Raw genomic sequence first — 25,314 nt, 5'->3', positions numbered from 1 at the left:
CACACCTTCCCGACGCAGGCCGGATCAACGACGATGAAACCAGGATTCGACGAAGAGGAAACCATGCCAGCCGACGCCGGATATCGATCGAGCGCATTATTGGGTCCGCTCGATGCCAACACCCTGACGACGCCACCACTGCCAGGGAAAGCGGCGCGGGAACGCGTCGAGGTGCTTCTCGGCCGACATCCCGTGATCGCGAGGGCTACCGAGCGGTACCTGGTCGCGCTGCTTCGCGAGGATGCCCGGATCGGCGCCACCGTGACCGGCCCCGCGACCAGACCGCGCTAAGCAATTCACGATGCTCGCCCCCTCGGAACCACGAGTCAGATTCGACATCTTCCAGCCGCCGGAAGCCCCACTGACGAACGATCTGGCGCGGCTTAGCCGGCCCTGGGTGCGCGACATCGCTTGGTTGCTGCATGCTCCGGACATGGCAACCCTCGACTGTCCCGGGCGCCCCACGCTGGCGGAACTCGGGCTCGATCGGCACGACCGCAGGCGGGCCTGGCTGGCCCAGCAGGAAACCCTGGATGCCGACTTTCAGCGACAGCGGCTGAAGCGGCACTCGCACCGCCTAGGCATCTATCACGAGACGCTATGGCAGTGGATCTTGGCGCGGGCCCCCCGCACTCGACTACTGGCGCACAACATCGCGCTACGCAAGGACAGGCAAACCCTGGGCGAGCTCGATCTCATGTACACGTCTGCGCCGACCATCGGCTCGCCGTGCGACGACCGCGCAACCGATGTCTTCCACGTCGAACTGGCGATCAAGTTTTTCCTCGGCCTGCCGGAGGGACCGGGAGACCGCTACGATGCCGCACGCTGGATCGGGGTGGGGAGCTTCGACTCGCTGGCCATCAAATGTCATCGCCTCCAGTCCCATCAGCTACCCGGAGGCCGATCCCCGGCCGCCCGGCGACAGCGCCAGGCACTGGGCGCCACCGGATCACTACGACAGCGGATCATCATGCCGGGGTGCCTCTACCACCCCTGGCATCGACGCTTGCCGCTGCCCCGACTTGCCAACGACAGCACGGCGCAAGGCCTGTGGTGTCACCAGGGTGCCTGGCCGGCGTTGGCGCGGCAATTACCCGAAGGCACGGGTGGCCACCTGCTGATCAAGCCTCACTGGCTCGCGCCGCCAACCACCGAGCCGTCGCCGCTGGCTGCGCTGGAAGACGCACTGGCACGGCATTTCAGCGACCTCGGCAAGTCGGCGCACCTGCTGCTGATCCTGCCGGATGGTGGGCAGTGCCGGGTTTTCGTGGTCAGGAACGAGTGGCCACCGGCGCTGCCGCTGCCCCCGCCGGCCCTCTTGCCCAGCGCGCGTTGAGCCATAGTGAACCGGCCAGGATCAGCGCGCCGACTCCCAGCCGCACGAGATCGGCGTCCCGGTTCCAGATCAGCAGGTTGACGATCAGCCCAGCCGGGATCAACGCATTGTTCATGATGGCCAGGGTACCGGCATCGACACGGCAGGCTCCCTTGTTCCAGAGGAAGTAGCCCAGCCCTGAGGCGACGATTCCCAGCCAGCCCAGTACGCCCCACTGGAGCGATGTGGTGGGTAGCTTGGCAGCGTCTCCCAGCACCCAGAAAGCCGGCAGCGCGATGCACAGCGCCCCCAGATAGAACCAGCCAAACAGATGGCGATGCGCCAGGTCGGTCGGCAGGCGCTGCGCCAGGTGCCGATACCCGACCTGGCCCAGCGCAAAGCAGAGGTTCGCACCCTGCACGACCAGAAAGCCGAGCCAGTAGTTGGCAGTGACCCCATCGTATCGAATGACCGCCGCGCCTATCACCGCCAGCACGGCCACCGCGAGATAGCGCGGCGAGAAGCGCTGCGCCAGCAGGTCATCGATCAGGGTGATATAGAGCGGCGTGAAGATGGTGAACAGCAGCACTTCCGGCACGGTCAGCAACAGAAACGAGTGGTAGAAGAAGAGATACATCACCCCGAGTTGGAGACTGCCGATGACCATGAGGCCCAGACGCGAGGACCAACGCAGCGCGGTGGGACGCAGGAACGGCAGAAAAATCAGCGTCGCCAACAGGATACGCACCATGACCGCAAAGTAGCTATCCACTTGCCCTGACAGGTAGACACCGATCAGACTGAAGGAGAAGGCCCAGAGCGCCGTGACGCCAACGAGGTAAGACATGCAGGTCAACCTGTGATAAACGATAAGTTGACAGCCATTATACGGCTAAGCGCGGTTTTGCCCAGTCTGTCGCGCTTCGAATTCGTGGCGCAATCGGGGGCGGCCTCGGAAGTGGGTTGGAACGGCTGGGGTACCGGCTCGGTCGACGTGGTTCGACAACAGGACAACGTGCGCTTTTTCGAGTCGGGGACCTTCACCCCCGATGGCCAGGATCGCAGCATACCGATGCGCAACGTCTATCGCTGGGATCTTCATGCCGAGCGGGTCTCGCTGTCCCACGAACGCCGTGGCGCCGCCGCTGCCGTCTGGCTTTTCGATCTCGTCGCCAGCGACGGGGACACCCTGGTCAGCGCCGAGGTACATCAATGCGCCGCCGATGCCTATAGCGCCACACTCACACTGGTATCGGACGGTATCGATCTGGAGTGGCGGATCGTCGGTCCCCGCAAGGACGAACGTATACTTTACCGTTATCGAGCCTGCTGAAACGACGACGGCTTCCCGAAGGAAGCCGAAGAAGGGAATCGCCGAAACCGTATCAGCGCGTCGCAATGATCCAGATGGCGTGAATGATGCCCGGGATGTAACCCAGCAGCGTCAACACGATATTGATCCAGAACTGCAGTCCCAGGCCAACCTGCAGGAACACCCCTACCGGCGGCAAGAGAATGGCGAAGATGATGCGAATGATGTCCATGTAGCCTCCTTTGCTCAGAACGACATCGTTGTTGGTATCCAACAATCCATTGTGGTGCCCCGAGGCGACCGGCGAACCTGCCACCTTGGGCAACGGGATGGCAATATCCCGATGACTTATCGTGATTCACCCCGCCACAGCATAGCGTTCTTTGGGGGTGAACGCTGCCGTTCATCAATGGCGGTCCTTGGTATCCTCGTCGGTGGAGCGCGTCTTGCTCACCTTGGCATGGATGGAGCGCGAATCCGAGGCGAGTTCCTCGTGATGCCGCTCCCAATCCTCCCAGTCATGCGGCGTGCCGCTCCTCGGGCCATGTTCGGCAGCCTCGCGGGCCCGCGCCCACGCTTTTTCCTCGAGCGACTGGGGCTTGTCCTGCTCCTTGTCGAGCGCTATACCCTGCTTGGCGAGATAATCTCGAGCATTCATCCGTTGTCCTCCAGTGCCGCGCATCGGGGCCCCCAACCCGTAGATATGGCTCCGTGCGATATCCTCTTAGATGGCACCTGGCGATCGCGACTTCAAGGTCTCTGGAAGAGCCGACGCCGTCGAATTTTCAACCGAATGAAATTTATGAACTACAGTAGGAGTGCATCCGGTTGCCTATCGCAGCCATCATCATCCTCTATGCAAAAGGAATTTGTCATGAGAAAGAATCTGATCGTTTCCACTATGGCCGCCATGCTGCTGATGGGTATCGCCGGTGGCGCCTTCGCGCAAAGCGATGCGATGGAAGAAGCCGAGCAGGCGAACAACGAACCGATGAACACGGGCAGCGGCGTCACGACGAATGGCAGCCAGGCCTCGGACAAAGCCAGCGGCCACAGCGATGCTGCCAATCAGTCCATGGATGCGGTCGAGGCCGAAACGAACGAAAAGACGGATATTCAGGAGTCTGAAGATCTGGACGACATCGACGCCGAGGGTCACAGCGACGCGGCTGGCGATGCCATCGAAAGTCAGTGATGGACTATTGGCGATAGCCGAGGGGCTTCGGCCCCTTTTTCACGCGACGAGAACGGAATGACGTAGAGCCAAGTCGTGTGACCGGCCCGGTGCCCTGAGAAACAGTGACGGCGCCAACCCAAAAAGGAGCACCTCGTCTTGAACTCATTTGTCGTTCGCCACTCCTTCGACCAATGCAACACGGCGGGCGCCAGAATGGCTCGTCGTCGATCAACGCTACGACGATGGTGCCGAGCCGTGCTGGGTCATCTCTCGGCACGCCTTCTCGGAGGAAGCCGAGATGGAAGCCGAGCGCCTCAACGGCAACGATACGGCCCCTATCGGTAGCGTCGACTAGTGTGGCCGGCACGAATAACGATCTTGAACACCACACGATCTCTGATGACGAACTCAACACCACCACCGATTGGGATGATGCCATGAAAAAGATGATCGGCGCCGCCATCGCCAACTGGCTGAGAAAGCCGGAGAACCGTGAAAAAGCCAAGCACACGGCCAAGCAGGCATACGCCAAATACCAGCGTCGCAAGGGGAATTCGACTCCTGAAGCGGGCCCCAAGTCTCGCTAGGTGTGTGGCCCGCCTGAGAACTGGCTGCTACATTACTGAAGCGGTGGATCGTTTCCCGGAAGCCCCGCCGCCCTTTGACATCGTTGGCACCAATGATTCCTCGCCAAGGCTCTGAGTGTTTTACTCTCTTCGCCCAACCACGGTAACGCGTGCCGATAAAGCGCTTATCCTCCAGTATCTTGACGTCCCACAGTGTGTTCGGAAGACAACATACTTTAAATAAGGTTATAAAATTAACCAAGCATCTAGCTGTATCACTCTTTCTTCACATCACGACGACAGGAAAGATAATATTCGACGTGCATCTAAGAGAAAGCTCAGTGCGCACTCCTTGATACAAAACGAGATCAAACACTGGCGATGATGGGAGCAAACGCATGTCAAACCGCTATTTCGTTCGAACGGTCAACCCCAAAACCCCAATGGAACACTTCGTGGTCGCCGACTTTCATCGGGAGGGGGCATGCATGAACGTCTATTTTAACCGCCCTGCTGCGATTGAAGAAGCAAGATGGCTGAATCGCTACCATCACCGCCAGCGACTCAAAGACGCGCGTTTCGAATGGCAGCACGACTTTCACTCACCCAGGGAACTTCACCCCCAGATCGAGCCAACAGAGGGAAGCTTCGAGGAAAGGGAAAGTGATTGCCCCTCAAGGTCCTCAAAAGCAACGACCCAGGCCGGCAAGCCAGAGGACAGTCTCTCTCGACGCGGCTCACAACCCCGAAAAACGGCAGAGCAGGTGATGAAGAGCCTGATGAAGCGGCGATTGGTCAATTAAGCTCTGTCTAAAAAATCGACGAGCGATAGCCAGACAAGGCAAAAATCGCCGAAAACGGACCGGGCTGGCGTACCAGTTTACGCGGGGTAAATGGGGCTGGCGCTCCAGTCGATTTTTAACGCCGTATGAGTGAGCGCAGGCATTTTTCAGACAAAGCGTAGGGAGTGGACGAACCCGCCCGGGTTGGAGGAAAGAGACCCGTGACAGCCAGGACTGTCTGGAGCGGGTGAAGGGAATCGAACAAGCCCTGCTATTACTTGCATCCTATCTATTTTCTCACCGGTACATACATCTCCCCATACACGATATCACGCGCTAGCCTCCTCCCCTGCGTTGCTTCGCCCGCATACGCCGATGATGCTGGGCGCTGTATATCTTTCCAAAATCAAAACTACCGAAGCCGCACCATACCTGGCCTCGGCCCATACAGTCTATAAGCTCTGACAGCGCCAAAACGGCATAGTTTGGCGCTCGGTTTGCCCCATTTTTGCCCCATGCACTCAAGCCAGCCTTTCCAACTCCTCGTATAGTGGCGTCGGAATCGACACGCCGTGCTCGAGACTCCGCTCACGCGCTTCGAAACGACGCTGGGAGGGTAACCGTGCGCCCTGCTCCAGAATCCGATCGAACAGCGCTTCAGCATGGGTGAGTTGAGACTCGCTCTGTGCACCGAGGAACGTCTCTGGCGAGAACGCGATGACGATCTCACCATGCTGTGGTCTGCCGGTGCCGGCATCATTGGCAGGTGAAGTCTCATGGCTCAGTGCGTCACCGATCAGCGGTCCGGCAAGTAGCTCAATCATCGTGGAAAGCGCTGCCCCCTTGTGGCCGCCGAAAGGGAGCATGGCTCCCTCAAGGGCCGCGGCCGGATCGGTGGTCGGGTCACCCTCTGTGTTCAGCGCCCACCCTTCCGGGATCGAGTTGCCGGCGCGTCGATGCAGCTCTATCTCCCCGCGTGCGACGACACTCGTGGCAAAGTCGAAAACGTAGGGCAACCGGCCCGGCCGTGGCCAGGCAAAGGCAAAGGGGTTAGTGCCGAGCAGAGGCTTTGTACCGCCGGTCGGCGCGACAAAGGCGTGGGTTGGGTTCATTGCCAGCGCGGCTAGCCCCAGTTCAGCAAGCGCTTCCACCTCGGACCAAAGGGCGGAGAAGTGAAAGCAATGATTGATGCCTAGCACCGCTACACCGTTGCGCTCCGCTTTCTCTTTCAGGTGCGCCTTGCCGGTCTCGAACGATAGTAGCGAGCATCCGCCACGAGCGTCGATCTTGACGACGCCCGGCGCTTGGTCATGAACCACCGGTTCGGCCTGGGGATCCAGGCCGCCCTTTCTCGCGGCATCCACACAATTGATCAGACGATAGAGCCCGTGGGAATGGCACTCATCGCGCTGGGCTGCAACGACGCTGCGCGTGATGGCATTCGCATGGGCTGGGCTGAATCCCGCTTTATCCAGAATGCGTAGACTCAGCGCCTCTGCCTCTTTAAGGCAGAGAGAAACATCATGGGTCATCGTCGACTCGACCTCGGGAATTTGTCATACATCATAAATTTCTGACGGCGCGACTGGCTATCGTCATGCGCTAGACGAAAGTGGCAAGAGTTGATTTGCCTCTCCGTGGCTCTTTTTTGATTCACCGGAGAGTGACGTAGAGCGATTGGAGAAAGCCAGTGCCGCCATGGATGAGCTGAACCGCAGGATGGGACGGGGCACAGTGAGATTGGGCGGGACGAGAGGAAAAGCGGCGTGGAAGCTCAAGGCGGACTTACTAACGCAGCGCTACACCACCAGGTGGGATGAGCTGCCGACGGTGAGAGTCTGAAAAGTTTCTCAGAAGAAGGCACTGGGATGGAGCGGTATACTCCGGAGACTCGTAATCAGAAAAAATGTTATGGAGTCCACCCTATGGCACGATTAGCACCAGCACCAAGCGCTCGATGATCCTAATGAAAATGGAACTCGATATGAAACCTGAAGTCATCTCCTTCAGCTTTAAAAAGTGGATCGGGCTACTCGCAATCTGCATGCCGATAGTATCGGCCTGTGCTATCGAGCAGCCGCGCGACGCAAACCCCGTCGCAAAAGAAATGGTACAGGAAGCTAGCGGTTGCGAGCTGATGCCAGATAGAGATCGATCCACAATCGTAATCTACGTGCCTTCGAGTGAAACGAAACTGGTGTGTAATGCGCCGCGCTCAAGAGAACGTTTTATCCCAGCCTCTACTTACAAAATCCCCCACTCGCTTATCGCCTTGGAGGTGGGAGCCGTAGATGACGAAAATCAGAAATTCCAATGGGACGGCCGGGGCCGTGGTGTGGACGCCTGGAATACGAATACTAGCATGGCCGACGCAGTGTCGGCATCAACCGTATGGGTCTTCCAGGAAATCGCAGACAAGATCGGCCAGCCACGCGAGCAAGAATGGGTCGAGAAGCTGGAGTACGGCAATGCCAATGTCGGATCGGCCGACGACCTACGACATTTCTGGCTCCGGGGCCCTCTTAAAATAAGTGCAGAAGAGCAGGTCGCGTTCCTTCAACGGTTACATAATGGACAGTTGAACGCTGATGCATCCAGCATGACACGAACGATTCGCATGATCCAAAGCGGTCAGGCAAAGGATGGAAGCATCATCTACGGCAAGACGGGCGCGATGCTCCCTATTGATGATGAAGGGTTCCTACGCTCCGATACACCTGGTCTTCTACCGAACGCTACGGAGCGAACTGGCTGGTTTGTTGGATGGATTGAACGCCCGGTGGAATCCGGAGGGCCTGTTTACTTCGCTTTAAATCTAGACTTGGAACTACCCAATACGATGAGAGCACGAACCAAGGCTACATACGCGTTGCTTAAATCCAATGGGTTCCCTGTACCGAACGCCATCGATAAAGATTGATACAATCTTGAAGTGGCAGAGCCCAAAACACAGCGCAGCGGAAAAGAAACACGTTAGAGTGGCCTCAAACCGCTGCCATCTTTGCCTTAACATCACGGCGTCCTGCCATACATCCCTGTGATGCCGCTTCCTGCAGCCGAATCCCTTGATATTCCTAGACACCACACCTCGCTGGTAGGGTCTAGGACACGGATGATTCGACCCAGATTGGACAATGAAATAGCACCGACTGCTATCAGCCGATGGCATCCGCGCGCGCGAGCATACAAGGCATCCTCACCTCGCCTCTCAATACCCGAGAAGGCGGGCTCAGCGTAGTTGCTGACACGAAGTCAGTGTGAATATAGAAGCGATGAGGGCCACTTGATATTTATAAAAAACCCGACCTCATGAGCCGGGAAAACTTCTTCATCGCGGGGATGTCTTAAATGGCTTCTCTTCGCCTAAAACATAAAGGATATCGACATCGCGCCGCGAAACTTGCGTGTAAATTTACCGACGCGATGTGTCAGCAGTTGCCTGCAGCGGAGTGATCAACTCAGCGTTATCATCGTTGCCATGCTTTGACCGACATGCTCACTGGCCAGTGCTCGACGAGATTGGAGCCGATATGCTGTGTGACGCCGCGAATCGAGTCGCGGTCGATAAACGCAGGGCTCTTGCTCCAGATCGATATATCAACCAGACAGCGCGGCCGCACAATCTGTACATACGGCACCTGCTGGTATCCATCACAACATTCGACGCCGGCCTCGAGGGTCTTAAGCCGCAGAGATGGTGGTAAGTCGAAGCCAAGACGCAGGGACGATGTCATGAGTAGAAACTACCCTATAGGCAGACCTGCAAGCGCTTACTGATGACATTGGTTGTTTCCCATAAAATCAGTCGTGAGCGGGATCCGGGCCTCATAATTCAGCTTTTACTCCACATCGTTCGATCTATAAAATGATCATGAAAAAGTAATGCTATTGTCGTATTTTTTTTATATCCTTCAAGGCATAAAATAATGTTAGCAGCATACTAAAAACCCAATAAACTCAAGGGGTAAGTCATAATGTCGGAGCCGTTCCTTGGTCAAATATGCCTAGTTGGATATCCCTTCGCGCAACGCGGTTTTGCTCTATGCCAAGGTCAATTGATGCCTATAGCGCAGAATTCTGCATTGTTTTCTCTGCTTGGCACGATCTACGGGGGCGATGGGAGAACCACTTTTGCTCTTCCCGATCTTTCAGGGCGGATGGCCATCGGACAGGGAGAGGGGGGAAACCGGTCACGCCGCGAAATTGGGAGTAGCGGAGGCTCTGAGACAACTACGCTGAGTGCGTCAAACCTTCCGCCTCATAATCACACCGCCACCCTCAACGCCGAAACAGGAAGCGCGACCGTAAAAACCCCCTCCGGGATGCTATTAGGTTTAGCCCAAATTTATACACAACCGAGTGTTTCCCCTAATAGACAGATGTCCTCTGAAGCAATTACCATCAATGAGACCGGTGATGGAGAAGCATTCAATTCCATGCCGCCTTATCTTGTCCTTAATTATGAAATCGCGTTACAAGGGATATTCCCATCACGAGAATGATCTTAGACGACACTTTCCACACATTGGCATGTATTATAGCAGCAAGATACCTGCAACACTCATCTCTCTAAGCCTACTTAGGGAATGGCTACTCTAATCGCATCTGTTACATTATAAAAACAACGGAGTTCCCTTAATGTTCGCTCGTCGAAAAGGCATATATTTTCGGATAATTCATCAGCCAGATAATCTATTTCTCATGAATCTCTATGCGAGCACTAGAGAATGGGAGTTTGCGCTCACTGTCTGGCCAGAGGATGAAAAAAAAGATTTTTTGAAGAGGCAATTTGAGGCACAAAAGCTACATTATGAACGACTTTTTCCTAACGCAGTATGTAGAATTATTGTTCTCGATAACGTGGATATTGGGCGGCTTTACTTGAATAAAGAAGACGAGTGCCTTAGAATCATCGAGATGTCTCTATTGCCGACCTATCAACGTCGTGGTATTGGAACAGATATACTCCGAAGTCTTCTAAATGAAGCAAGTGGAGGGAAAGTTCCCGTTCGCCTCAAAGTCGAGAAGGATAGCCCTGCTCGCCATCTCTATTTACGGCACCATTTTGTATCAACCGGTCTATACGGGCACCATCTGTCACTGGAGTGGCAACCCGACAGATGCTCACTCGAAATTTAACTGGTACTTAGTTGAAGACCACCTCGTAGAGAATGCAATCTTGGTCCTTCCTAAATGGGGATATGAAAAGTGCTAGGGTGCCGATCTGTTTATGCGAGAGGCTGAGCATCCCGCTGACCAGGATTGGTTTCACCGGTCCCACAAAGGTTAAGGCGAAGGCTTGCCGTGGAAGGTACTTGATCCCATCAATGACCAGCTTGCTATCACGAACATCTGAGTTCTTGAAAATTTTGACGTTATCTAACGTTAAGAGGATCTTCTCCGGAGCGCTATCGGTAATGAACGTGTCGCCTACATAGGGTAAGAAGGTATCTGACGTCGCTGTGATAGTATCGAGAGGCATAATTGACTCTTTCAGATTGAATAAAACGTCAATAAATTCAAGGTGTAACGGATGTTCGGCTTCACAGTCTGCTGCTTTGCAGCATGATTACCTACGAGGAGCAAAAGTCGAATGGACGAGGTTACCGTCTGCATGTAGATTTTACCTAGCTATACCTAAATACAACTAATGAGGCTTAAATGCAATGGCTGCTTACGAAGGCACATCACACCTATATCTCGATGGAGATCTTGCGCTCTCTGACTTCGTACCTGGCGAGATCGTGACTGATGACGGAGGAGATACGGTTTTTTCTCCGGGGGAAACTGTAGGCGATACAAGCGATTCCTTTGCTGATGGCAGTGGAACATTTGTCGGTACGATCAATATTGAAGGTACGGACTATCCTATTTTCAGTGATGCGAATACTGGTGGCACACTTGACGATTACACTCTGTATGTAGTCACCCCGTCAGGTTTTGACTCGTCAACGCTACCTGAAAATCTGGACAGTGCAACGGATTCATCGCTAGCAGAATGCTTTTTGGAAGGCACAGCAATCACAACACCTCAGGGCAGCGTACGAGTTGAAGAACTGCGTATAGGTGATGCTATTTTGACAGCAGACGGAGAAAGCGTTCCTGTGCGCTGGGTTGGCCGGCAAAAAGTTGTTTGTGCATTCCATCCACCGGAGCGTCTGATGCCAATCAGGGTCTGTGCCGGCGCGCTAGGTGATGGCCTTCCCCTCCGCGATCTACTCGTCACCGCCAACCACGCGCTCATGGTCGATGGCCTACTGCTCAATGCTTCCGCACTGGTCAATGACACAAGTATCGAATGGGTCCCTCTGATAGAACTCGGCAAAGGGTATACTGTTTATCATATCGAGACGGAAAACCATTCACTAATCTTAGCCGAAGGGGTGCCTGCGGAAACCTATATCGATTATGTATCGCGTAGCAGCTTTGATAATTATGATGAATATTTAAACCTCTACGGCATGGATATAACAATTCCGGAGATGGCTTTGTCTCGCATTTCCGCCAGCCGATACGTCCCATTGCGTGTCCTCCAGCGCCTAGCGAGTGCCAAGGTCGCTTGATCGCGGCCTACTGGACAAGGACCGCGTAATTCTAACTGAGTCTGAGTAGAGCGGAGAATCTTGCCCTGCTGGCAGAAATGGACTGCTTGTCGGGGCTGACGCGGGTGTTGCCTCACCCACACCGGTCGCTCCTCTCTATTTCAGAACGGCACTGTTACTTCCCCGCACGCCCACCTTCGCGCGGGCGTAGCGCATCAACGCATCGCGAGCAGTACTGTCGATGTGTAATGCCCCCCTGTTTTCTGCACAACCTACGCAGCTAATGTTGAGATGTGCTCGGGGTGCCACATAGTCCAGAGACTGATGTGGCCGCTCTTCGTTGTAGTACCGAATCCAGCGATCGATCACGATCCTGGCTTGGCCCAGCGACTCGAAACGATGGAGCCAAATGCACTCCTCCTTCAAGGAACGGAAGAAGCGCTCCACGAGCCCGTCCTGTTCCGGTGTATACGGCGTCGTGAACTCCTGCGTGAGGCCATAGGCCTTTACCGTGCCTGTGTAGTGGCGACTGCTGAAAACGAGCCCGTTATCTGACCGTAGGGATAGCGGCCGAGACCCATCCAGGCCCAGCGCCCGGTAGCTGGCTTCTTAATAGCGGAGCTCCCACCGCTTCCGGCCGGAGGGGGCGACAACGAAATAGAGTTGGTCGAGACCGAAGCTTTCACGATATTCTCGGGACTCGGGTTCAAGTTTAACGAGTACTGTATCCGCCAGCGGGCGCCGCTTGATTTGATCGCGCTTCATCTAACCTTTCTTGTATGGCTGAAACCTAGCCATACATTAGGCCATACAAGAGGGTGATTGCTATCACTGTTAATGCCTGGACGCATTTGAATTGGAGATGCTAGATGGTGTGCGGGCTGGAGGGCGATTCGAGGATATTTTTGGACATGTCTAATTAATAAAATGGAGCGGGTGAAGGGAATCGAACCCTCGTCTTAAGCTTGGGAAGCTTCTGCTCTACCATTGAGCTACACCCGCCGCGGGCATGATCGTAAATCCGGAGACTTGGCGTTTGCAAGCCCGCATTTGCTTGCCACCCATCTCTGTCACTGACAAGAGAGAGCCCGGCCCTCATTAGGAGGGCCGGGCTCTCAATCAGCCTGTGCCTAACCAGCTGACGGTCGGGAATACCTGATCCCGCTTCCCTGGCACCGCCTTCCTTGGAGGCTCTCCCTGATGTCTTCCCTGGCCAACAACTGCAAAGTTCAGCCACCATTCGATAGAATGGCATCCCACTGAGCAGCCACATGATCTTGCACGCACGGCGATAATTTTAGAACCAATGCAAGTTAATTAAAAAGGAAGTATTCGGTAGCGATTTGTAACAAAGCCTCGGAGCGGCAATCGGAAAAACAAGTGGCAGGACGGCAGAGGCAAAAGATCGGAGAAGAGATAAATAAGACCCATAAAAAAATCCCCGGCCAGAGCCGGGGAACCAAGGATCTACAACGAATCGTTATCTTATCCTCTCCCAGGAGGAGAAAATAGACCGGATGATCCGATCTTTTGTAAGACATTGCCGACAAAATAGAATCAATCCTATATACCTTCCACCTTTCTCCCGCGACGATCCTGCCAGCGCAGGCTTCCTTAAACGACGTCACGCACCCGTTCCCAGGCATGCTCGAGATGTTCGCTCAAGGCCGTCACCAAGGCCGGCGCATCCCGTCGCTCGAGGGATTCGATCATCGATTCATGTTCGGCAACGGCCGCAGCCCACTTCTCCTCGCCTTCGTGTCCGATGAATCGCACCCGCTTGAGTTTCGACTGGAGTGAACCATGAACCTGAATCAGCGATTCATTATGACTCAGCGCAACGATGGCAGAGTGGATGCGTTGATTCGTCTTGTAGTAATCGAGCCGATTCCCATCGCGATAGTAATCCAACATTTCGTCATGAAGCTCCCGGACCCCCGCGACCTCCTCATCGCTCGCTTCGCTGCAAGCCAGGCGCCCCGCCAACTCCTCGAGCGTGCGAATCAGCACCAGCATGTCCTGGATATCCTTTGCCGAAAAATGGCGAACCGAGGCGCCGCGCTGCGGCGTCAACTCCACCAGCCCTTCACTGGCCAGATAGCGAAGCGCCTCTCGCAGCGGCGTCCGCGAGACACCGAGCCGTTCGCAAAGGGGTCCCTCGTAGATCCGCTTCCCAGGTTCGAGTTCGCCCTCGATGATCATGTCACGAAGATGGCTGGTGATCGCATCGTGCAGCGAGTGTCTGGCAATCGCGGATCGCGGCGACGTCGTGTCGGACATGGCTGATCTCTTCATGTATGGGGACTCGTTCGTCGAAATAGGCGCCTGGAATGTCTCGATTCAGCCGGGAGCCGTCCATGAGACACGGCCCTCCCGAACAGCGTGAAGACATCATACTGCGCTTGCCGACCGCTGTGCCTCAATACCAACGTATAATGTATACATTTTGATTTTAAGCGCAATCTCCTCTCAACCAAGCACGCCGCCTCAGAGACCAGGAGATATCATGACGCCTTCACCCCCGCGCAAAGACGCTTCCGAGTTGCCGGTCATCGCCCTGGCGATGGGCGATCCTGCCGGCATCAGCCCCGAGTTGACGGCCAAGCTGGCAGCGGATGATACCGTCAACCGGGCCGTCCGCCTGGTCATCATCGGCGATCGTCGAATATTCGACGAAGGCGCACGCATCGCCGGCCTCTCGCCGCAACTCCATGTCGTCGACGGACGAAGTCCGCTCGAGGGTCTGGCGACCGCACCGGCCTTTCTCGATCTCGCCAACCTGGCGCTGGAAGCGGTCGATCAGGGCCAGGCCACCCCGGCCGGCGGTGAATTCGCCTCGGCCAACTTCCGCCGCGCGCTCGCACTGGCCAATGAGGGTCAGGTCGATGCGGTCTGTTTCACCCCGTTCAACAAGAAGGCGATGCGTTATGCCAACCCCGGCTACGACGACGAGATTCGCTTCGTGGCGGACGCCATCGGCTTCGACGGCAAAGCCCGCGAGTTCAACATTCTCGAATCGGTCTGGAATGCACGGGTCACTTCCCACATCCCGCTGAAAGACGTCGCCGCGGCCCTGAGCCCGGAGTCGATCGTCGACGAGCTGACGCTGACCCACCGCTGCCTTCAGCAGGCCGGACATGATCGTCCGCGTATCGCCGTTGCCGGTCTCAATCCCCACGCCGGCGATGGCGGCAGCTTCGGCATGGAGGAGATCGACATCATCGAGCCGGCGATTCGGCGCGCGCGCGAGCAGGGGATGGACGTCGAAGGCCCCTTCCCCGCCGACACCGTCTTCCTCCGCGCCGTGAAGGAGGGGTTCCACGCGGTGCTGACCATGTACCACGACCAGGGTCAGATCGCGATGAAGATGATGGGGTTCGATAGCGGCGTGACGATGCTCGGCGGCCTTCCGTTTCCCGTCTGCACCCCGGCCCACGGCACGGCCTACGACATCGTCGGCCGCGGCATCGCCGATCTCGGTGCCTCCCGACAGGCGCTGCTGCTTGCCTCACGCATGGCGGGCCAGGCGCGCAGGGCGGGCGTCTGAAGTTTCACCGCCACGGGCGGTTGCCGGTGGCGGTGAAGGGTAGTGGAAGTCCGATTCAACGAGACAGTTCACGAGCGACACCCACAAGAGCAACAACGCGAGAACCGACAGGAGAAACGCCATGTACAAGCGCAACCCCCTTTCCGCCCATCAGCTCAAGCCTCTGGCCCTGTTCTTTGCCGCACTCACCGTTTCCGGGAGCGCGCTGGCCTGGCAACCGGAGCGCCCCGTCGAATTCGTGGTGACCTCGGGCGCCGGTGGCGGTACCGATACCTTCGCACGCACCGTGCAGTCGATCATCGGCAAGCACAAGCTGATGGACGAGTCGATCATCGTCTCCAACAAGGGCGGTGGCAGCGGCGCCGAGGGCTACGTCTATTCGGCCTCTTCCAAGGACGACCCCTACAAGCTGACATTCGGCACCAACAACGAGTATCTGCTGCCCGAGGTCGGCGAAATGCCCTACGCCGCCGAGGATCTGCAACCGGTGGCGGCCATGGCCATGGACGAATTCCTGATCTGGGTGAACGGCGATGCCGACTATGCCAGTGCCAAGGATTTCATCGACGCCGCCAAGCAGAATCCCGGCAAGATGCAGTTCGCCGGCAGTCAGTCCAAGGACACCGACCAGACGCTGGTCAGCATGATCGAGGAGGCCACCGGGGCCGATTTCCGCTACGTGCCCTTCAACGGCGGTAGCCAGGCGCTGGTGCAACTGGCCGGCGGCCACGTCGACGCCAACGTCAACAACCCCAACGAGAACCTCGGCCAGTGGCAGGCCGGCATGGTCAAGCCGCTGTGCGTGTTCAGCCCGGAACAGCTGCCCAAGGGCGAGCCTGTCTACGAAGACAAGGGCTGGGGCGATATTCCCACCTGCATCTCCCAGGGTATCGACATCAGCGAATACCGCATGCCGCGGACCGTCTGGCTGCCGGCCGACGCGCCCCAGGAGGCGGTGACCTACTACCAGGAGCTGCTCAGGAAGGTCAGCGAGACCCCCGAGTGGAAGGATTACACCACCCGGACCGTGCAGACCAGTCAGTTCCTGACCGGTGACGAGCTCGAGCAGTACATCGATGACAACGCCGAGACCGTCAGGAAGGTATTCGAACAGGAAGGCTGGAACGCGTCCTGAGCCCACGCCGGCGGGCAGCCACTGGCGCCCGCCACGCCTCGGAGGGAATCAGCATGACCCACAACGGCATTTCCCGTTACAGCATGGAGATCGCCACGGCGTTGCTGACCGGCGGAATCGGTCTCGCGATCTGCTACGGCGCCTGGCAGGTCGGTACCGGGTGGACCCCGAGCGGTCCGGACTCCGGCTACTTCCCGTTCTGGATCGGCGTACTGGTCGTGGCCGGTAGCGTCGTCAACCTCTTGCGCGCGATCGTCGGACAGCGCCACAAGGACGAGATATTTCTGGACGCTGCCAGGCTCAAATCCCTCGCCCGATTCGTCCTGCCGATCCTCGGCTTCGCGGTGGTCTCGCTACTGCTGGGGCTCTATGTCGGGACCACGCTCTACGTGCTGTTCGCCATGCGACTTCAGGGTCATTACACCTGGTGGAGATCGCTGGCCAGCGGCGTGGCGATCAGCGTCTGCTTCTACCTGCTGTTCGAACTCGTATTCCAGGTGCCGTTGCTGAAAGGCCCCCTGGAGCACGCGTTCGGCGTCTACTAAGCGCCCGTCTTCAGGGGATCGCACCATGAACAACCTATCACTGCTGATGGATGGTTTTGCCACCATCCTGACCTGGAATCATCTGCTGATCATGGTGATTGGCGTGATGCTGGGCATGCTGGTCGGCGTGCTGCCGGGGCTGGGCGCCCCCAACGGCGTGTCGTTGCTGCTGCCGCTGACTTTTACCATGGACCCGGTCTCGGCGATCATTCTGCTGAGCTGCATGTACTGGGGGGCGCTGTTCGGCGGCTCCACCACCTCGATCCTGTTCAACATCCCGGGAGAGCCTTCATCGGTCGCCACGACCTTCGACGGCTACCCGATGGCGCGCAACGGCGAGGCGACCCGCGCGCTGACCCTGGCGTTCATGTCCGCCGGCCTCGGTGCGCTCGCCGGCGTGGTCATGATCACGCTGCTGGCCAGTTCGGTGGCCCAGTTCGGCCTGAGGTTCTCCTCGCCGGAGTACTTCGCGGTCTACTTCCTGGCGTTCTGCAGTTTCATCGGCATGAGCTCCAGCGCGCCGTCGAAGACGCTGGTCTCGATGATGCTGGGACTGGCCTTCGCCACGGTGGGAATGGATAGCGTCTCCGGCGGGCTGCGCCTGACCTTCGGCATTCCCGATCTGGTCAAGGGCATCAGCTTCCTGGTCGCGGTCATGGGTCTGTTCGGGATCGCCGAACTCATGGTCACCACCGAAGAGGGCCTGAGCTTCAACGGCATCAAGAGCCGCATCCGGGTCCGGGACATCCTGCGCACCATGGCGGAGCTGCCGCGTTACTGGGCATCGCTGATCCGCAGCATCCTGATCGGGATCTGGATGGGCATCACACCCGCCGGGCCGACCGCCGCCTCGTTCATGAGTCACGGCATCGCCAAGCGCTTCTCCCGGCATCCCGAACGCTTCGGCAAGGGCGAGCCCAACGGCATCGTCTCGCCGGAAGCGGCGGACCACTCCGCGGGGACCTCCGCGCTGCTGCCGATGCTGGCACTCGGCGTGCCGGGTTCGGCAACGGCGGCGGTGATGATGGGCGGGTTGATGATCTGGGGACTGACGCCGGGGCCGATGTTGTTCATCACCCGCCCCGACTTCGTGTGGGGACTGGTCGCCAGCATGTACCTGGGCAACGTGGTCGCGGTCATCCTGGTCCTGTCAACGGTACCGCTCTACGCCTCGATCCTGCGGGTGCCCTTCGCCATCATCGGCCCGGTGATCGTGGCGGTCATCTTCACCGGCGTCTACCAGGTCGCCAACTCCACCTTCGATTTCTGGCTGCTGCTGTTCTTCGCCCTGCTGGGTTACCTGTTCAAGAAGCTCGATTACCCGGTCGCCCCGCTGGTGCTGACTATGGTGCTCGGCCATCGCGCCGAGGAAGCCTTCCGTCAGTCGATGGTGATGTCCGACGGCTCGCTGACCGTGTTCTGGTCCAACTCGCTGGTGACCACGATCATGGGGCTCGGGGTGTTGATGCTGGTGTGGCCGCTGTTCTCCCGCATGCTGGGATTGAGAGGCTGGCGCCGGCGGCTGCATCGCCAGAAGCCACAGGCCTCGAAGCCGGCAACACCCGACTCGCGTCCCTGAGACAAGGAAATACCGATGCATCTCTCCCACTATCTCGATGGTGACGCACCGATTCGCTGCTGCGTGATCGGCTCGGGTGGCTTCGGCCGCAGCTTCATCCTCCACGCACGACATCTGGCAGCCGTGGAGGCGCGCGTAGTGATCGACCTGGATCCGGCGCTTGCGGCCAAGGCACTGGTCGACGCCGGTATCGAGTCGGCCCGAATCCGCCACTGCCGTACGCCGGCAGAAGCCAGCCGCGCCTGGGACCGAGGCGACTGGATCGTCGGCGACCGGCTGGAAGCCGTGATCGACCTCCCCCTGGACGTCGTCATCGAGGCCACCGGTCACCCCGAGGCCGGCGCCCGTCACGCCGCGCTGGTACTGGAGGCCGGCCACCATGTGGCCCTGGTCACCAAGGAGGTCGACAGCGTGGTCGGCCCCGGCCTGGCGGCCATGGCCCGCAAGCGCGGCTGCGTGATCAGCCCGGTGGATGGCGATCAGCCGGCGCTGGCGATCGGCCTGGTCAGCTGGGCCGAAACGGTGGGCCTGGAGATCCTCGCCGCGGGCAAGTCGAGCGAATACGACTTCGTCTTCGACCCATCGACGGAAACCCTGGCCAGCAATGGCAAGCGCATCGACGTCCGTGGCTTCGGGGAGCGCTGGGAGTTGCCCGCGGGGCTGGACAGCGAGGGTCACCGCCAGTGGGGGACGGATCGTGCCCGCCTGGCCGGCGCACTGCCGCAGCACGCGGTGCCGGACCTGTGCGAGATGGCGATCGTCGCCAACGCGACCGGCGTGATGCCGGATCGTCCATCACTGCACTACCCCATCGCCCGTCTCGGCGAGATCGCCGATCTGTTCGTGCCGACTGCCGACGGGGGCCTGTTGACGCGAACGCCGGCGCTGGAGGTCTTCCACTGCCTGCGGCGGCCGGACGAGTTCAGTCTTGCCGGCGGCGTATTCGTGGTCGTGCGCGGCCATGATCGCGCCAGTTGGCAGATGCTGGCCGAGAAAGGCCATCTGGTCGGCCGGCGCGGCGACAGCGCGATGCTGCCGCTGCCCCGCCACCTGCTCGGACTGGAAGCCGCCACCACCCTGCTGGAAATGGTGCGCTGCGGCGTTCCCAGTAGCGTCGGCCAGCCGAGACCTCATGTCGACCTGATCGCCGTGGCCGGAACCAACCTGAGCGAAGGCACCACGCTCACCGCTCACGGCCACCACCACAGCATCGACCACGTATCGTCGGCGCTGGTGCCGGCCAGTCCGCTCGGCGACGACGCGCCACTGCCCTACTATCTCGCCGCCAACCGGGTGTTGATGCGCCCGGTCCGCGCTGGTGAGCCCATTCGCCTGCGCGATGTCGCCATCGACGACAGCTCATCGCTGTGGAAGCTACGCCAGGATCAGGACGCGCTGTTCTTCGCCGACGCCATGACATCGACCCACGCCACTATCGAGCCCCCCAGAATCGAGGCCCCCAGATGACCACCGATCTTGCCGACTGGCCCATCGCTGCTGCCATGCTGCCGTTCTCCAGCCGTCTGCCGGACGGCTCTCCGCTGCAGACGGCCAGCGCCGAGCAGTGGCACCCGCTGTTCCAGGAGATCGCCGAGGCCGGTTTCGATCACGTCGATCTCTCCGACAACTGCTTTCGTCCCGGCGACATGCCGGACGACCAACTGGACGCTCTCGCCAGCGTGATCAAGTTGGCGCGCCTGAAACCCAGTTCGATCTCGGTGGTGCGCTCGAGCGTGATCGACGAGCGCCATGGCGACGATCACCTGGCCTATAGCCACCGCTCGCTGGAGGCCGCCACCAGACTCGGCATCGGCACCGTCTCGATCGGCCTGCACCGGCCACTGACCGAGGCCCAGCAGCGGCAGCTCTGGTTCTGGACCGTGGCAGGCCACCGCGACGATCCCGACGATCGGGCGCAGTGGCAGAAGGCGGTGACGCGAATCCGTGAACTCGGCCAGCACGCCGCCGAGCTCGGTATCGTGCTGTCGCTGGAGATGTACGAGGATACCTATCTCGGGAGTGCCGATTCGGCGGTGGCCATGGTCGAGGAGATCGGCCTGGCCTCGGTGGGATTGAATCCGGACATCGGCAACCTGATCCGGCTGCACCGGCCGGTGGAGCCTTGGCTCGATGCCTTGCGCAAGGTGCTACCGTGGTCGAACTTCTGGCATGCCAAGAACTACATGCGCGACGAGGACGCCGAACGAGACCATTACGTCGCTTTCCCCGCACCGATGGAGAGCGGCCTGATCGATTATCGCCAGGCGATGAAACTCGCCGTCGAGGCGGGCTTTCGCGGCGTGATCTGCCTGGAGCACTATGGTGGTGACGGCCTCAGCGTCTGCGCCGCCAACCAGCGCTATCTACGCGAGCGGGTCCTGCCCGCCTGTCGTCACGTCACGCCGCACGCCAGCCGGGTCAGGCAGCCGCACCGAGGCTGATGCTCCGCCGCTCACCTCGCGGGCAGCTATGCTGACGCCAACCGATTGCCCACGAGGTTTGCATGAACATCAGCCATCTCGAACACGCCATCATCGCTGTCGCCTTTCAATGTCTGCTATGGCCGCTCGTTGGTCGCTGGGTAGGCGGTTCGCTGATCGTCGCGGTGTTTCTCGGGCGCGAGATCGCCCAGCACGAGTATGCCGGCGGAGGACCCAACGCGGTCGGTTATTTCTACGGACTCGTTCACCATTGGTCGCTGGACTCGATCTTCGACGTTCTCTCCCCGGCGGTCGCCTGTCTTCTTCTGGCGCTGATCGTCCCCGGCAGCCCGTTGTGGCGAACGCTGCAAGCCCGACGAACGAATGCCGTCAGTCGCGGTCAACCGTGAACAGATCTCCAGGAGATATCCCATGGGACTTCGCTTTCGTCGCGTGCTGCGGCTGGCCCCAGGGCTACGGATTCGGCTCGACGGCCAGGGTCCGACGCTCTTGATCGGCCCCCGCGGCGCCAACCTGAATGTCAGCCGGCGCGGCATTCACAGCCATGCGGGCATCCCCGGATCCGGCGTCTGTCACCGGCAAGCATTATGGAAACGAACATCACGGACTGGGAAAGCAGGAAAGAAACGGCGTTAGCGGACAAGCATCGAAAAAGCCCCGGCCCGAGGGTCGGGCAAGTACGCAGGGGATAGTCCCCAGCGCCATTATCGATCGACGGGCGCCCCTCATCGGGTTGAATTGTCTCGTCAATCCGAGAGAGATTGCGCCCGCGACCGGCTACTCGCCCAAGGCAAATTCGAGCCCCATTTCGACATGCAGCGTGGTCGTGTCGTAGAGCGGCAGGTCGCAATCCTGCTGCCGGAGCAGCAACGCGATTTCCGTACACCCCAGAATCACACCCTGCGCGCCCTGGGCCTGGAGCCTGGTGACGATCTCCCGATAGACGTGCCGCGATGGTTCGGTGATGACGCCATGAACCAGTTCCTCGAAGATGATCCGATGAACGCGGTCCCGGTCTTCCCGGGTCGGCACCAGGCAGGAGATGCCATGCTCGTCGAGCAGCCGGCCCCGATAGAACTCCTGCTCCATCGTGAAGCGCGTCCCCAGCAAGCCGACCTGCTCGACGCCAGCGGCGCGTAATCGTGAACCGGTGCCATCGGCAATATGAAGAAAGGGGATGCTCAGTGCCGACTCGATCGCGTCGGCCACCTTGTGCATGGTGTTGGTCGCCAGCAACAGGCACTCGGCGCCTGCGGCTTCGACCTGACGGGCCGCCAACGCCAGCTTGTCCCCTGCCTTGTCCCAATCGCCACTTTGCTGCAGCGCCTCGATCTCGGCAAAGTCGACGCTCACCATCGCTATCCTCGCCGAGTGATACCCGCCGAGACGCTCGCGCACGCCCTCGTTGAGCATGCGGTAGTAACTCTGGGTGGACTCCCAGCTCATGCCGCCCAGTACACCAATGGTTTTCATCCCGGTCCCCGCCGCGTGGCCTCTCCTCGAGACTTTAATCATACCGTCTTTGGATCGTGACGGGGCTCGACGACACCGGGGAATGCTCGGCTTTTCCTTTCCCCCAGGGCCCTATTCTAGATATGAAAAAGCCGGCTACTCGAGCCGGCTGATTCAGAATTCGTGGCGGACCACGCGTGATAGCGATGAGAACCATGTCTACTCCATAGCCCTCTGTGCCCCTCGAAATAGGCATAAGGACACGGCAGAGATGGCTGACACAACCAAGAGATGTTCGCGTCGCGCCCCATTCGGTCGTTCGCCAGAGAAGAGACCGGTCACGAAAGCGGCCATTTTTTCATTGGCCAAGCAAGAGCTTTGTCTTCGCGCGTCCTTTGCGCGGAGCTGTCCGTCCGGGACGCAATGGAGTTGGATAGCGCGGGCGACCGACGGAATCTCGGCTTGAATTCAGGCTGTCCGCATCGCGTCGGTGTCTCGCGACCTGGATGATGGGTTTTCCCGAGACCCTTTTTGAGCAGCAATTCGAAATTTTTGCGGCGAGTTGCCCGTCATGCGTTTGAAGGCATTGCTGAAGGCGCTTTCGGACGTATACCCAAGCGACCTGGCGATCGCCGCCACGGGGGTTTCCTCCTCCCGCAACGCGCGTTCCGCAAGCCGCATGCGCCACTCGGCAAGGTAGGTCAGCGGCGGGACCCCCGCCACTGCTCGGAAGTGGTAGGCAAAGCTCGTTCGGGACATGGCGCACGTCCTGGCCAGGTCTTCCAGGTGCCAGGAGCGACCGGGCTCGCCATGCATCAGGCGCAGCGCCGGAGCAATTCGCGGGTCCGCCAGGGCCCGCAACCACCCGGCAGGCATATGGTCGGACGTTTGCAGGTGGGCACGCAGGATCTGGATGAAAAGCAGTTGCGCGAGCTGCGCCGTTGCGAGCTGTGCTCCGGGCAGATCGCCAGCCCGCTCCTCGACAAGCTGGTCGAGAAGCCATCGAAACGCTGTCGCTTGCGCAGATGCGGCCGGCACATGAATCCACGCGGGAAGGACATCCCTCAGAAGCCGCCCACCGACGGGATCGAGCAGCACATGACCGCCGATATGGGCAAAGTCCTGGCCGTCGCCAAGTTGTGTGGTCGATCGTCCGGCCCCTGAGAACAGCGCCATCGCATCGAGCGGTTCGACATCCGGAGCACTGGACAGAACGAAAGACCGCGGCGCCGTCAGAAGCCCCACGTCTCCGGTTTCAAAGTGAACCGGTTCTGCCTCACTCTCGATGCTGACCCAGCAATGTCCCTTCACGACCGCGAAGAACTTGATCTTGTCCGGCGCCGGGAAGCGGATCGCCCAGGGGCCGCCCGCCGTGAAGCCGCCCGTCACCAGGGATTCGGCGTTTGTGAACTTCAGGATCTCGGAAAAGGGATCAGTACTCATATTTGAACTATCGCGCAATTAATACGGATTATCAAGCATTCAAAGTCCGGAACCCGCGCCTTAAGCTAGTGCAACAAACCGTGCAATCCGGCGGCAACGCATGGCTGCAGAGCATTGTCGAGCCTCGCCGTGCATCGCAGGCATTTACCAAAGCCAGATCATCAGGAGACGATTTTCATGACATTGAGCAAACGACGCCTTGGCAATCAGGGACTGGAAGTCGGCGCGGTCGCCCTCGGCTGCATGGGGATGAGCCAGTCCTATGGCCCGGCGGACGAGGCGGAGTCGATCGCGACCCTGCACCGCGCCGTGGAGCTGGGATGCAATTTCTTCGACACCGCCGAGGGCTATGGTCCCTATACTAATGAGGAACTGCTCGGCCGGGCATTCAAGGACCGACGCGACAGCGTGATTCTCGCCACCAAAGTCGGCTTCCGCTTCGAGAACGGCCGTCAGGTCGGCGCCGAGACCGACAGTCGCCCCGAAGCGGTCCGCGCCGCGGTGGAGGGCTGCCTCCAGCGGCTACAGACCGACCATATCGATCTGCTCTACCAGCACCGGCTCGACCGCAAGGTGCCGATCGAGGAATTCGCCGGGGTCGTCGGCGACCTCGTGCGCGAAGGCAAGGTGCGCTACCTCGGTTTCTCCGAGATCGGCGCCGCCAATCTGCGCCGCGCGCATGCCGTGCACCCGGTCTCCGCGCTGCAAAGCGAATATTCGCTATGGGAGCGCAATCTGGAGCCGGACATCATGCCCGTTCTCGAGGAATTGGGAATCGGCCTCGTGCCATTCTGTCCGCTCGGCCGCGGCTTCCTCGCCGGCAGCGTCATGCGCGCAGAGGACTATCCCGAGGGCGACACCCGCCGTATCGATCCGCGCTACCAGGGTGAAAACTACGACGCCAATGTGAAGGCGGCGCGCATCGTGTTCGACATGGCCGAGGCCAAGAGCGTGAAGCCGGGGCAGATCGCGCTCGCCTGGCTGCTGCACAAGGGCGATCACATCGTGCCCATTCCCGGTACCAAGCGGCGCACGCACCTCGAGGACAACCTCGCCGCCGATGCAATCCGCCTCACCGCCGATGACATGCGCGCGCTCGACGATGCGCTGGTGGCGGGCACGGTTGCCGGCAATCGCTATCCCGACTTCGTCATGGCGACGATCGATCGCTGAACGTTTTCAAGGCAACAAACCCGCCACGCACCTTTCCAAAAAGTGATGAGACATGAGTGAGATGACAACGCTGCCCACGACGAGACTGGGCCAACACGGGCCGACCGTCGGCCTTCAGGGCCTCGGCTGCATGGCCATGGCGACCGGCTATTACGGTCCGACCGACGGCAAGGAAGGGCGGTCTCGATAACCAAGTGCAACACCCGAACTGTTAGCTAAGGTGTTGTCATGACTCATTGCTATCACCATCTCTGCGCCGAAGAGAGAGCTGCCATCATGTTGATGCAGGCAACTCATTCCAT

32 protein-coding genes and 1 tRNA gene are annotated in these 25,314 nt (G+C 59.3%); 22 read left to right on the top strand and 11 right to left on the bottom strand.

Translation table 11 applies throughout. The features are described 5' to 3' along the window. Positions 1-33 precede the first annotated feature (33 nt). Positions 34-291, top strand: a complete 258-nt coding sequence (locus F0A16_RS15190; RefSeq protein ID WP_149436252.1) for a hypothetical protein — start codon at positions 34-36, stop codon at positions 289-291. Between the two features lie 10 nt (positions 292-301). Further along, positions 302-1,339, top strand: coding sequence for a DUF1853 family protein (locus F0A16_RS15185; protein WP_149436251.1), 1,038 nt, complete (start codon positions 302-304; stop codon positions 1,337-1,339). Here F0A16_RS15185 and F0A16_RS15180 read toward each other — a convergent pair. Beyond that, entirely contained in the window at positions 1,275-2,165 is an 891-nt protein-coding gene (locus F0A16_RS15180; RefSeq protein WP_149436250.1) for a carboxylate/amino acid/amine transporter, read from the bottom strand. The two genes, F0A16_RS15185 and F0A16_RS15180, sit on opposite strands and share 65 nt — an antisense overlap. A gap of 57 nt (positions 2,166-2,222) precedes the next feature. On the opposite strand from F0A16_RS15180, the gene F0A16_RS15175 reads away from it, so the two are divergent. Beyond that, a complete protein-coding gene (locus tag F0A16_RS15175) occupies positions 2,223-2,651 on the top strand; it encodes a DUF6314 family protein (protein WP_149436249.1) in 429 nt (142 codons plus the stop codon). A gap of 52 nt (positions 2,652-2,703) precedes the next feature. Here F0A16_RS15175 and F0A16_RS15170 read toward each other — a convergent pair whose 3' ends face one another. After that, positions 2,704-2,862, bottom strand: coding sequence for a YqaE/Pmp3 family membrane protein (locus F0A16_RS15170; protein WP_110600857.1), 159 nt, complete (start codon positions 2,860-2,862; stop codon positions 2,704-2,706). A gap of 174 nt (positions 2,863-3,036) precedes the next feature. Further along, entirely contained in the window at positions 3,037-3,288 is a 252-nt protein-coding gene (locus F0A16_RS15165) for a hypothetical protein (RefSeq protein WP_149436248.1), read from the bottom strand. A 198-nt stretch (positions 3,289-3,486) separates the two neighbouring features. On the opposite strand from F0A16_RS15165, the gene F0A16_RS15160 reads away from it, so the two are divergent. The 4 genes from F0A16_RS15160 to F0A16_RS15145 all read left to right on the top strand — a co-directional run bounded on the left by F0A16_RS15160 (position 3,487) and on the right by F0A16_RS15145 (position 5,176). Next, positions 3,487-3,825, top strand: coding sequence for a hypothetical protein (locus tag F0A16_RS15160; RefSeq protein WP_187776038.1), 339 nt, complete (start codon positions 3,487-3,489; stop codon positions 3,823-3,825). A 148-nt stretch (positions 3,826-3,973) separates the two neighbouring features. Beyond that, on the top strand, positions 3,974-4,162 hold the full coding sequence (locus F0A16_RS15155; protein ID WP_149436246.1) for a hypothetical protein: 189 nt from the start codon (positions 3,974-3,976) through the stop codon (positions 4,160-4,162). 82 nt (positions 4,163-4,244) lie between these two features. Further along, a complete protein-coding gene (locus F0A16_RS21785) occupies positions 4,245-4,394 on the top strand; it encodes a hypothetical protein (RefSeq protein ID WP_187776037.1) in 150 nt (49 codons plus the stop codon). Between the two features lie 377 nt (positions 4,395-4,771). Next, the gene (locus F0A16_RS15145) at positions 4,772-5,176 is read left to right on the top strand and encodes a hypothetical protein (protein WP_149436244.1); all 405 of its coding nucleotides are present in this window, start codon (positions 4,772-4,774) and stop codon (positions 5,174-5,176) included. Between the two features lie 500 nt (positions 5,177-5,676). Here F0A16_RS15145 and F0A16_RS15140 read toward each other — a convergent pair whose 3' ends face one another. Further along, entirely contained in the window at positions 5,677-6,687 is a 1,011-nt protein-coding gene (locus tag F0A16_RS15140) for an Ldh family oxidoreductase (protein WP_149436243.1), read from the bottom strand. Positions 6,688-6,853: 166 nt separating this feature from the next. Between F0A16_RS15140 and F0A16_RS22280 the strand changes: the two genes are divergently transcribed. Both F0A16_RS22280 and F0A16_RS15130 read left to right on the top strand, forming a co-directional pair. Beyond that, positions 6,854-6,997 carry a DUF4113 domain-containing protein gene (locus tag F0A16_RS22280; RefSeq protein WP_149436242.1) on the top strand — a complete coding sequence of 48 codons (144 nt, stop codon included), beginning with the start codon at positions 6,854-6,856 and terminating at the stop codon, positions 6,995-6,997. Positions 6,998-7,121: 124 nt separating this feature from the next. Beyond that, positions 7,122-8,075, top strand: a complete 954-nt coding sequence (locus F0A16_RS15130) for a class D beta-lactamase (RefSeq protein WP_187776036.1) — start codon at positions 7,122-7,124, stop codon at positions 8,073-8,075. A gap of 547 nt (positions 8,076-8,622) precedes the next feature. Here the strand turns inward: F0A16_RS15130 and F0A16_RS15125 are convergent. Continuing rightward, on the bottom strand, positions 8,623-8,889 hold the full coding sequence (locus F0A16_RS15125; RefSeq protein WP_149436240.1) for a hypothetical protein: 267 nt from the start codon (positions 8,887-8,889) through the stop codon (positions 8,623-8,625). Between the two features lie 240 nt (positions 8,890-9,129). Here F0A16_RS15125 and F0A16_RS22275 point away from each other — a divergent pair, with 240 nt between their 5' ends. Continuing rightward, a complete protein-coding gene (locus tag F0A16_RS22275) occupies positions 9,130-9,657 on the top strand; it encodes a phage tail protein (protein ID WP_149436239.1) in 528 nt (175 codons plus the stop codon). Between the two features lie 136 nt (positions 9,658-9,793). Next, the gene (locus tag F0A16_RS22270; protein WP_149436238.1) at positions 9,794-10,294 is read left to right on the top strand and encodes a GNAT family N-acetyltransferase; all 501 of its coding nucleotides are present in this window, start codon (positions 9,794-9,796) and stop codon (positions 10,292-10,294) included. Between the two features lie 7 nt (positions 10,295-10,301). Here F0A16_RS22270 and F0A16_RS15110 read toward each other — a convergent pair whose 3' ends face one another. Then, positions 10,302-10,637, bottom strand: coding sequence for a DUF6916 family protein (locus F0A16_RS15110; RefSeq protein WP_149436237.1), 336 nt, complete (start codon positions 10,635-10,637; stop codon positions 10,302-10,304). 184 nt (positions 10,638-10,821) lie between these two features. Between F0A16_RS15110 and F0A16_RS15105 the strand changes: the two genes are divergently transcribed. Then, entirely contained in the window at positions 10,822-11,718 is an 897-nt protein-coding gene (locus tag F0A16_RS15105) for a Hint domain-containing protein (RefSeq protein ID WP_149436236.1), read from the top strand. A gap of 135 nt (positions 11,719-11,853) precedes the next feature. Here the strand turns inward: F0A16_RS15105 and F0A16_RS15100 are convergent, their stop codons facing one another. The 3 genes from F0A16_RS15100 to F0A16_RS15090 form a co-directional block, all read right to left on the bottom strand. Next, a complete protein-coding gene (locus F0A16_RS15100) occupies positions 11,854-12,282 on the bottom strand; it encodes an integrase core domain-containing protein (RefSeq protein ID WP_275401762.1) in 429 nt (142 codons plus the stop codon). A gap of 343 nt (positions 12,283-12,625) precedes the next feature. After that, positions 12,626-12,699, bottom strand: a tRNA-Gly gene (locus F0A16_RS15095). Between the two features lie 612 nt (positions 12,700-13,311). Then, positions 13,312-13,977, bottom strand: a complete 666-nt coding sequence (locus tag F0A16_RS15090) for a GntR family transcriptional regulator (protein ID WP_187776035.1) — start codon at positions 13,975-13,977, stop codon at positions 13,312-13,314. 226 nt (positions 13,978-14,203) lie between these two features. Between F0A16_RS15090 and F0A16_RS15085 the strand changes: the two genes are divergently transcribed. From F0A16_RS15085 to F0A16_RS22265, 8 genes are all read left to right on the top strand, one after another. Then, complete coding sequence (locus F0A16_RS15085; protein ID WP_149436234.1) at positions 14,204-15,244, top strand: 4-hydroxythreonine-4-phosphate dehydrogenase PdxA; 1,041 nt, start codon at positions 14,204-14,206, stop codon at positions 15,242-15,244. A 121-nt stretch (positions 15,245-15,365) separates the two neighbouring features. Then, positions 15,366-16,379, top strand: coding sequence for a Bug family tripartite tricarboxylate transporter substrate binding protein (locus F0A16_RS15080; RefSeq protein ID WP_149436233.1), 1,014 nt, complete (start codon positions 15,366-15,368; stop codon positions 16,377-16,379). A 53-nt stretch (positions 16,380-16,432) separates the two neighbouring features. After that, complete coding sequence (locus F0A16_RS15075; protein WP_149436232.1) at positions 16,433-16,924, top strand: tripartite tricarboxylate transporter TctB family protein; 492 nt, start codon at positions 16,433-16,435, stop codon at positions 16,922-16,924. Positions 16,925-16,949: 25 nt separating this feature from the next. Beyond that, a complete protein-coding gene (locus F0A16_RS15070; RefSeq protein WP_149436231.1) occupies positions 16,950-18,503 on the top strand; it encodes a tripartite tricarboxylate transporter permease in 1,554 nt (517 codons plus the stop codon). A 15-nt stretch (positions 18,504-18,518) separates the two neighbouring features. Continuing rightward, a complete protein-coding gene (locus F0A16_RS15065) occupies positions 18,519-19,970 on the top strand; it encodes an NAD(P)H-dependent oxidoreductase (RefSeq protein ID WP_149436230.1) in 1,452 nt (483 codons plus the stop codon). Further along, the gene (locus F0A16_RS15060) at positions 19,967-20,944 is read left to right on the top strand and encodes a sugar phosphate isomerase/epimerase family protein (RefSeq protein ID WP_149436229.1); all 978 of its coding nucleotides are present in this window, start codon (positions 19,967-19,969) and stop codon (positions 20,942-20,944) included. Before F0A16_RS15065 ends, F0A16_RS15060 begins: the two co-directional genes overlap by 4 nt. A gap of 62 nt (positions 20,945-21,006) precedes the next feature. Then, positions 21,007-21,333 (top strand): hypothetical protein, encoded by a 327-nt coding sequence (locus tag F0A16_RS15055; RefSeq protein WP_149436228.1) that lies wholly within the window; start codon positions 21,007-21,009, stop codon positions 21,331-21,333. Then, the gene (locus F0A16_RS22265; protein ID WP_149436227.1) at positions 21,308-21,580 is read left to right on the top strand and encodes a DUF4236 domain-containing protein; all 273 of its coding nucleotides are present in this window, start codon (positions 21,308-21,310) and stop codon (positions 21,578-21,580) included. The genes F0A16_RS15055 and F0A16_RS22265 overlap by 26 nt, the downstream gene beginning before the upstream one ends. Positions 21,581-21,721: 141 nt before the next feature. Here the strand turns inward: F0A16_RS22265 and F0A16_RS15045 are convergent, their stop codons facing one another. Both F0A16_RS15045 and F0A16_RS15040 read right to left on the bottom strand, forming a co-directional pair. Next, a complete protein-coding gene (locus tag F0A16_RS15045; protein WP_149436226.1) occupies positions 21,722-22,417 on the bottom strand; it encodes an aspartate/glutamate racemase family protein in 696 nt (231 codons plus the stop codon). A 447-nt stretch (positions 22,418-22,864) separates the two neighbouring features. After that, a complete protein-coding gene (locus F0A16_RS15040) occupies positions 22,865-23,839 on the bottom strand; it encodes an AraC family transcriptional regulator (protein WP_149436225.1) in 975 nt (324 codons plus the stop codon). A 183-nt stretch (positions 23,840-24,022) separates the two neighbouring features. Here F0A16_RS15040 and F0A16_RS15035 point away from each other — a divergent pair, with 183 nt between their 5' ends. Further along, positions 24,023-25,012 (top strand): aldo/keto reductase, encoded by a 990-nt coding sequence (locus F0A16_RS15035; RefSeq protein ID WP_223119804.1) that lies wholly within the window; start codon positions 24,023-24,025, stop codon positions 25,010-25,012. 52 nt (positions 25,013-25,064) lie between these two features. Further along, positions 25,065-25,202 carry a hypothetical protein gene (locus F0A16_RS21780; protein ID WP_187776033.1) on the top strand — a complete coding sequence of 46 codons (138 nt, stop codon included), beginning with the start codon at positions 25,065-25,067 and terminating at the stop codon, positions 25,200-25,202. Positions 25,203-25,314: the final 112 nt, after the last annotated feature.

Origin of the sequence: Salinicola corii, assembly GCF_008298015.1 — a bacterium.
Taxonomy (GTDB): Bacteria; Pseudomonadota; Gammaproteobacteria; order Pseudomonadales; family Halomonadaceae; genus Salinicola; species Salinicola corii.
Note: the sequence above shows the minus strand (reverse complement) of the source record. Positions and strands in the feature narration are given on the sequence as shown.

Excerpts from the sequence above, each read along its gene's own strand:
- F0A16_RS15190 (WP_149436252.1), top strand. The coding sequence starts at position 34 with ATGAAACCAGGATTCGACGAAGAGGAAACCATGCCAGCCGACGCCGGA.
- F0A16_RS15185 (WP_149436251.1), top strand. The coding sequence starts at position 302 with ATGCTCGCCCCCTCGGAACCACGAGTCAGATTCGACATCTTCCAGCCG.
- F0A16_RS15180 (WP_149436250.1), bottom strand. The coding sequence starts at position 2,165 with ATGTCTTACCTCGTTGGCGTCACGGCGCTCTGGGCCTTCTCCTTCAGT.
- F0A16_RS15170 (WP_110600857.1), bottom strand. The coding sequence starts at position 2,862 with ATGGACATCATTCGCATCATCTTCGCCATTCTCTTGCCGCCGGTAGGG.
- F0A16_RS15165 (WP_149436248.1), bottom strand. The coding sequence starts at position 3,288 with ATGAATGCTCGAGATTATCTCGCCAAGCAGGGTATAGCGCTCGACAAG.
- F0A16_RS15160 (WP_187776038.1), top strand. The coding sequence starts at position 3,487 with ATGCAAAAGGAATTTGTCATGAGAAAGAATCTGATCGTTTCCACTATG.
- F0A16_RS21785 (WP_187776037.1), top strand. The coding sequence starts at position 4,245 with ATGAAAAAGATGATCGGCGCCGCCATCGCCAACTGGCTGAGAAAGCCG.
- F0A16_RS15145 (WP_149436244.1), top strand. The coding sequence starts at position 4,772 with ATGTCAAACCGCTATTTCGTTCGAACGGTCAACCCCAAAACCCCAATG.
- F0A16_RS15140 (WP_149436243.1), bottom strand. The coding sequence starts at position 6,687 with ATGACCCATGATGTTTCTCTCTGCCTTAAAGAGGCAGAGGCGCTGAGT.
- F0A16_RS22280 (WP_149436242.1), top strand. The coding sequence starts at position 6,854 with ATGGATGAGCTGAACCGCAGGATGGGACGGGGCACAGTGAGATTGGGC.
- F0A16_RS15130 (WP_187776036.1), top strand. The coding sequence starts at position 7,122 with ATGAAAATGGAACTCGATATGAAACCTGAAGTCATCTCCTTCAGCTTT.
- F0A16_RS15125 (WP_149436240.1), bottom strand. The coding sequence starts at position 8,889 with ATGACATCGTCCCTGCGTCTTGGCTTCGACTTACCACCATCTCTGCGG.
- F0A16_RS22275 (WP_149436239.1), top strand. The coding sequence starts at position 9,130 with ATGTCGGAGCCGTTCCTTGGTCAAATATGCCTAGTTGGATATCCCTTC.
- F0A16_RS22270 (WP_149436238.1), top strand. The coding sequence starts at position 9,794 with ATGTTCGCTCGTCGAAAAGGCATATATTTTCGGATAATTCATCAGCCA.
- F0A16_RS15110 (WP_149436237.1), bottom strand. The coding sequence starts at position 10,637 with ATGCCTCTCGATACTATCACAGCGACGTCAGATACCTTCTTACCCTAT.
- F0A16_RS15105 (WP_149436236.1), top strand. The coding sequence starts at position 10,822 with ATGGCTGCTTACGAAGGCACATCACACCTATATCTCGATGGAGATCTT.
- F0A16_RS15090 (WP_187776035.1), bottom strand. The coding sequence starts at position 13,977 with ATGTCCGACACGACGTCGCCGCGATCCGCGATTGCCAGACACTCGCTG.
- F0A16_RS15085 (WP_149436234.1), top strand. The coding sequence starts at position 14,204 with ATGACGCCTTCACCCCCGCGCAAAGACGCTTCCGAGTTGCCGGTCATC.
- F0A16_RS15080 (WP_149436233.1), top strand. The coding sequence starts at position 15,366 with ATGTACAAGCGCAACCCCCTTTCCGCCCATCAGCTCAAGCCTCTGGCC.
- F0A16_RS15075 (WP_149436232.1), top strand. The coding sequence starts at position 16,433 with ATGACCCACAACGGCATTTCCCGTTACAGCATGGAGATCGCCACGGCG.
- F0A16_RS15070 (WP_149436231.1), top strand. The coding sequence starts at position 16,950 with ATGAACAACCTATCACTGCTGATGGATGGTTTTGCCACCATCCTGACC.
- F0A16_RS15065 (WP_149436230.1), top strand. The coding sequence starts at position 18,519 with ATGCATCTCTCCCACTATCTCGATGGTGACGCACCGATTCGCTGCTGC.
- F0A16_RS15060 (WP_149436229.1), top strand. The coding sequence starts at position 19,967 with ATGACCACCGATCTTGCCGACTGGCCCATCGCTGCTGCCATGCTGCCG.
- F0A16_RS15055 (WP_149436228.1), top strand. The coding sequence starts at position 21,007 with ATGAACATCAGCCATCTCGAACACGCCATCATCGCTGTCGCCTTTCAA.
- F0A16_RS22265 (WP_149436227.1), top strand. The coding sequence starts at position 21,308 with ATGCCGTCAGTCGCGGTCAACCGTGAACAGATCTCCAGGAGATATCCC.
- F0A16_RS15045 (WP_149436226.1), bottom strand. The coding sequence starts at position 22,417 with ATGAAAACCATTGGTGTACTGGGCGGCATGAGCTGGGAGTCCACCCAG.
- F0A16_RS15040 (WP_149436225.1), bottom strand. The coding sequence starts at position 23,839 with ATGAGTACTGATCCCTTTTCCGAGATCCTGAAGTTCACAAACGCCGAA.
- F0A16_RS21780 (WP_187776033.1), top strand. The coding sequence starts at position 25,065 with ATGAGTGAGATGACAACGCTGCCCACGACGAGACTGGGCCAACACGGG.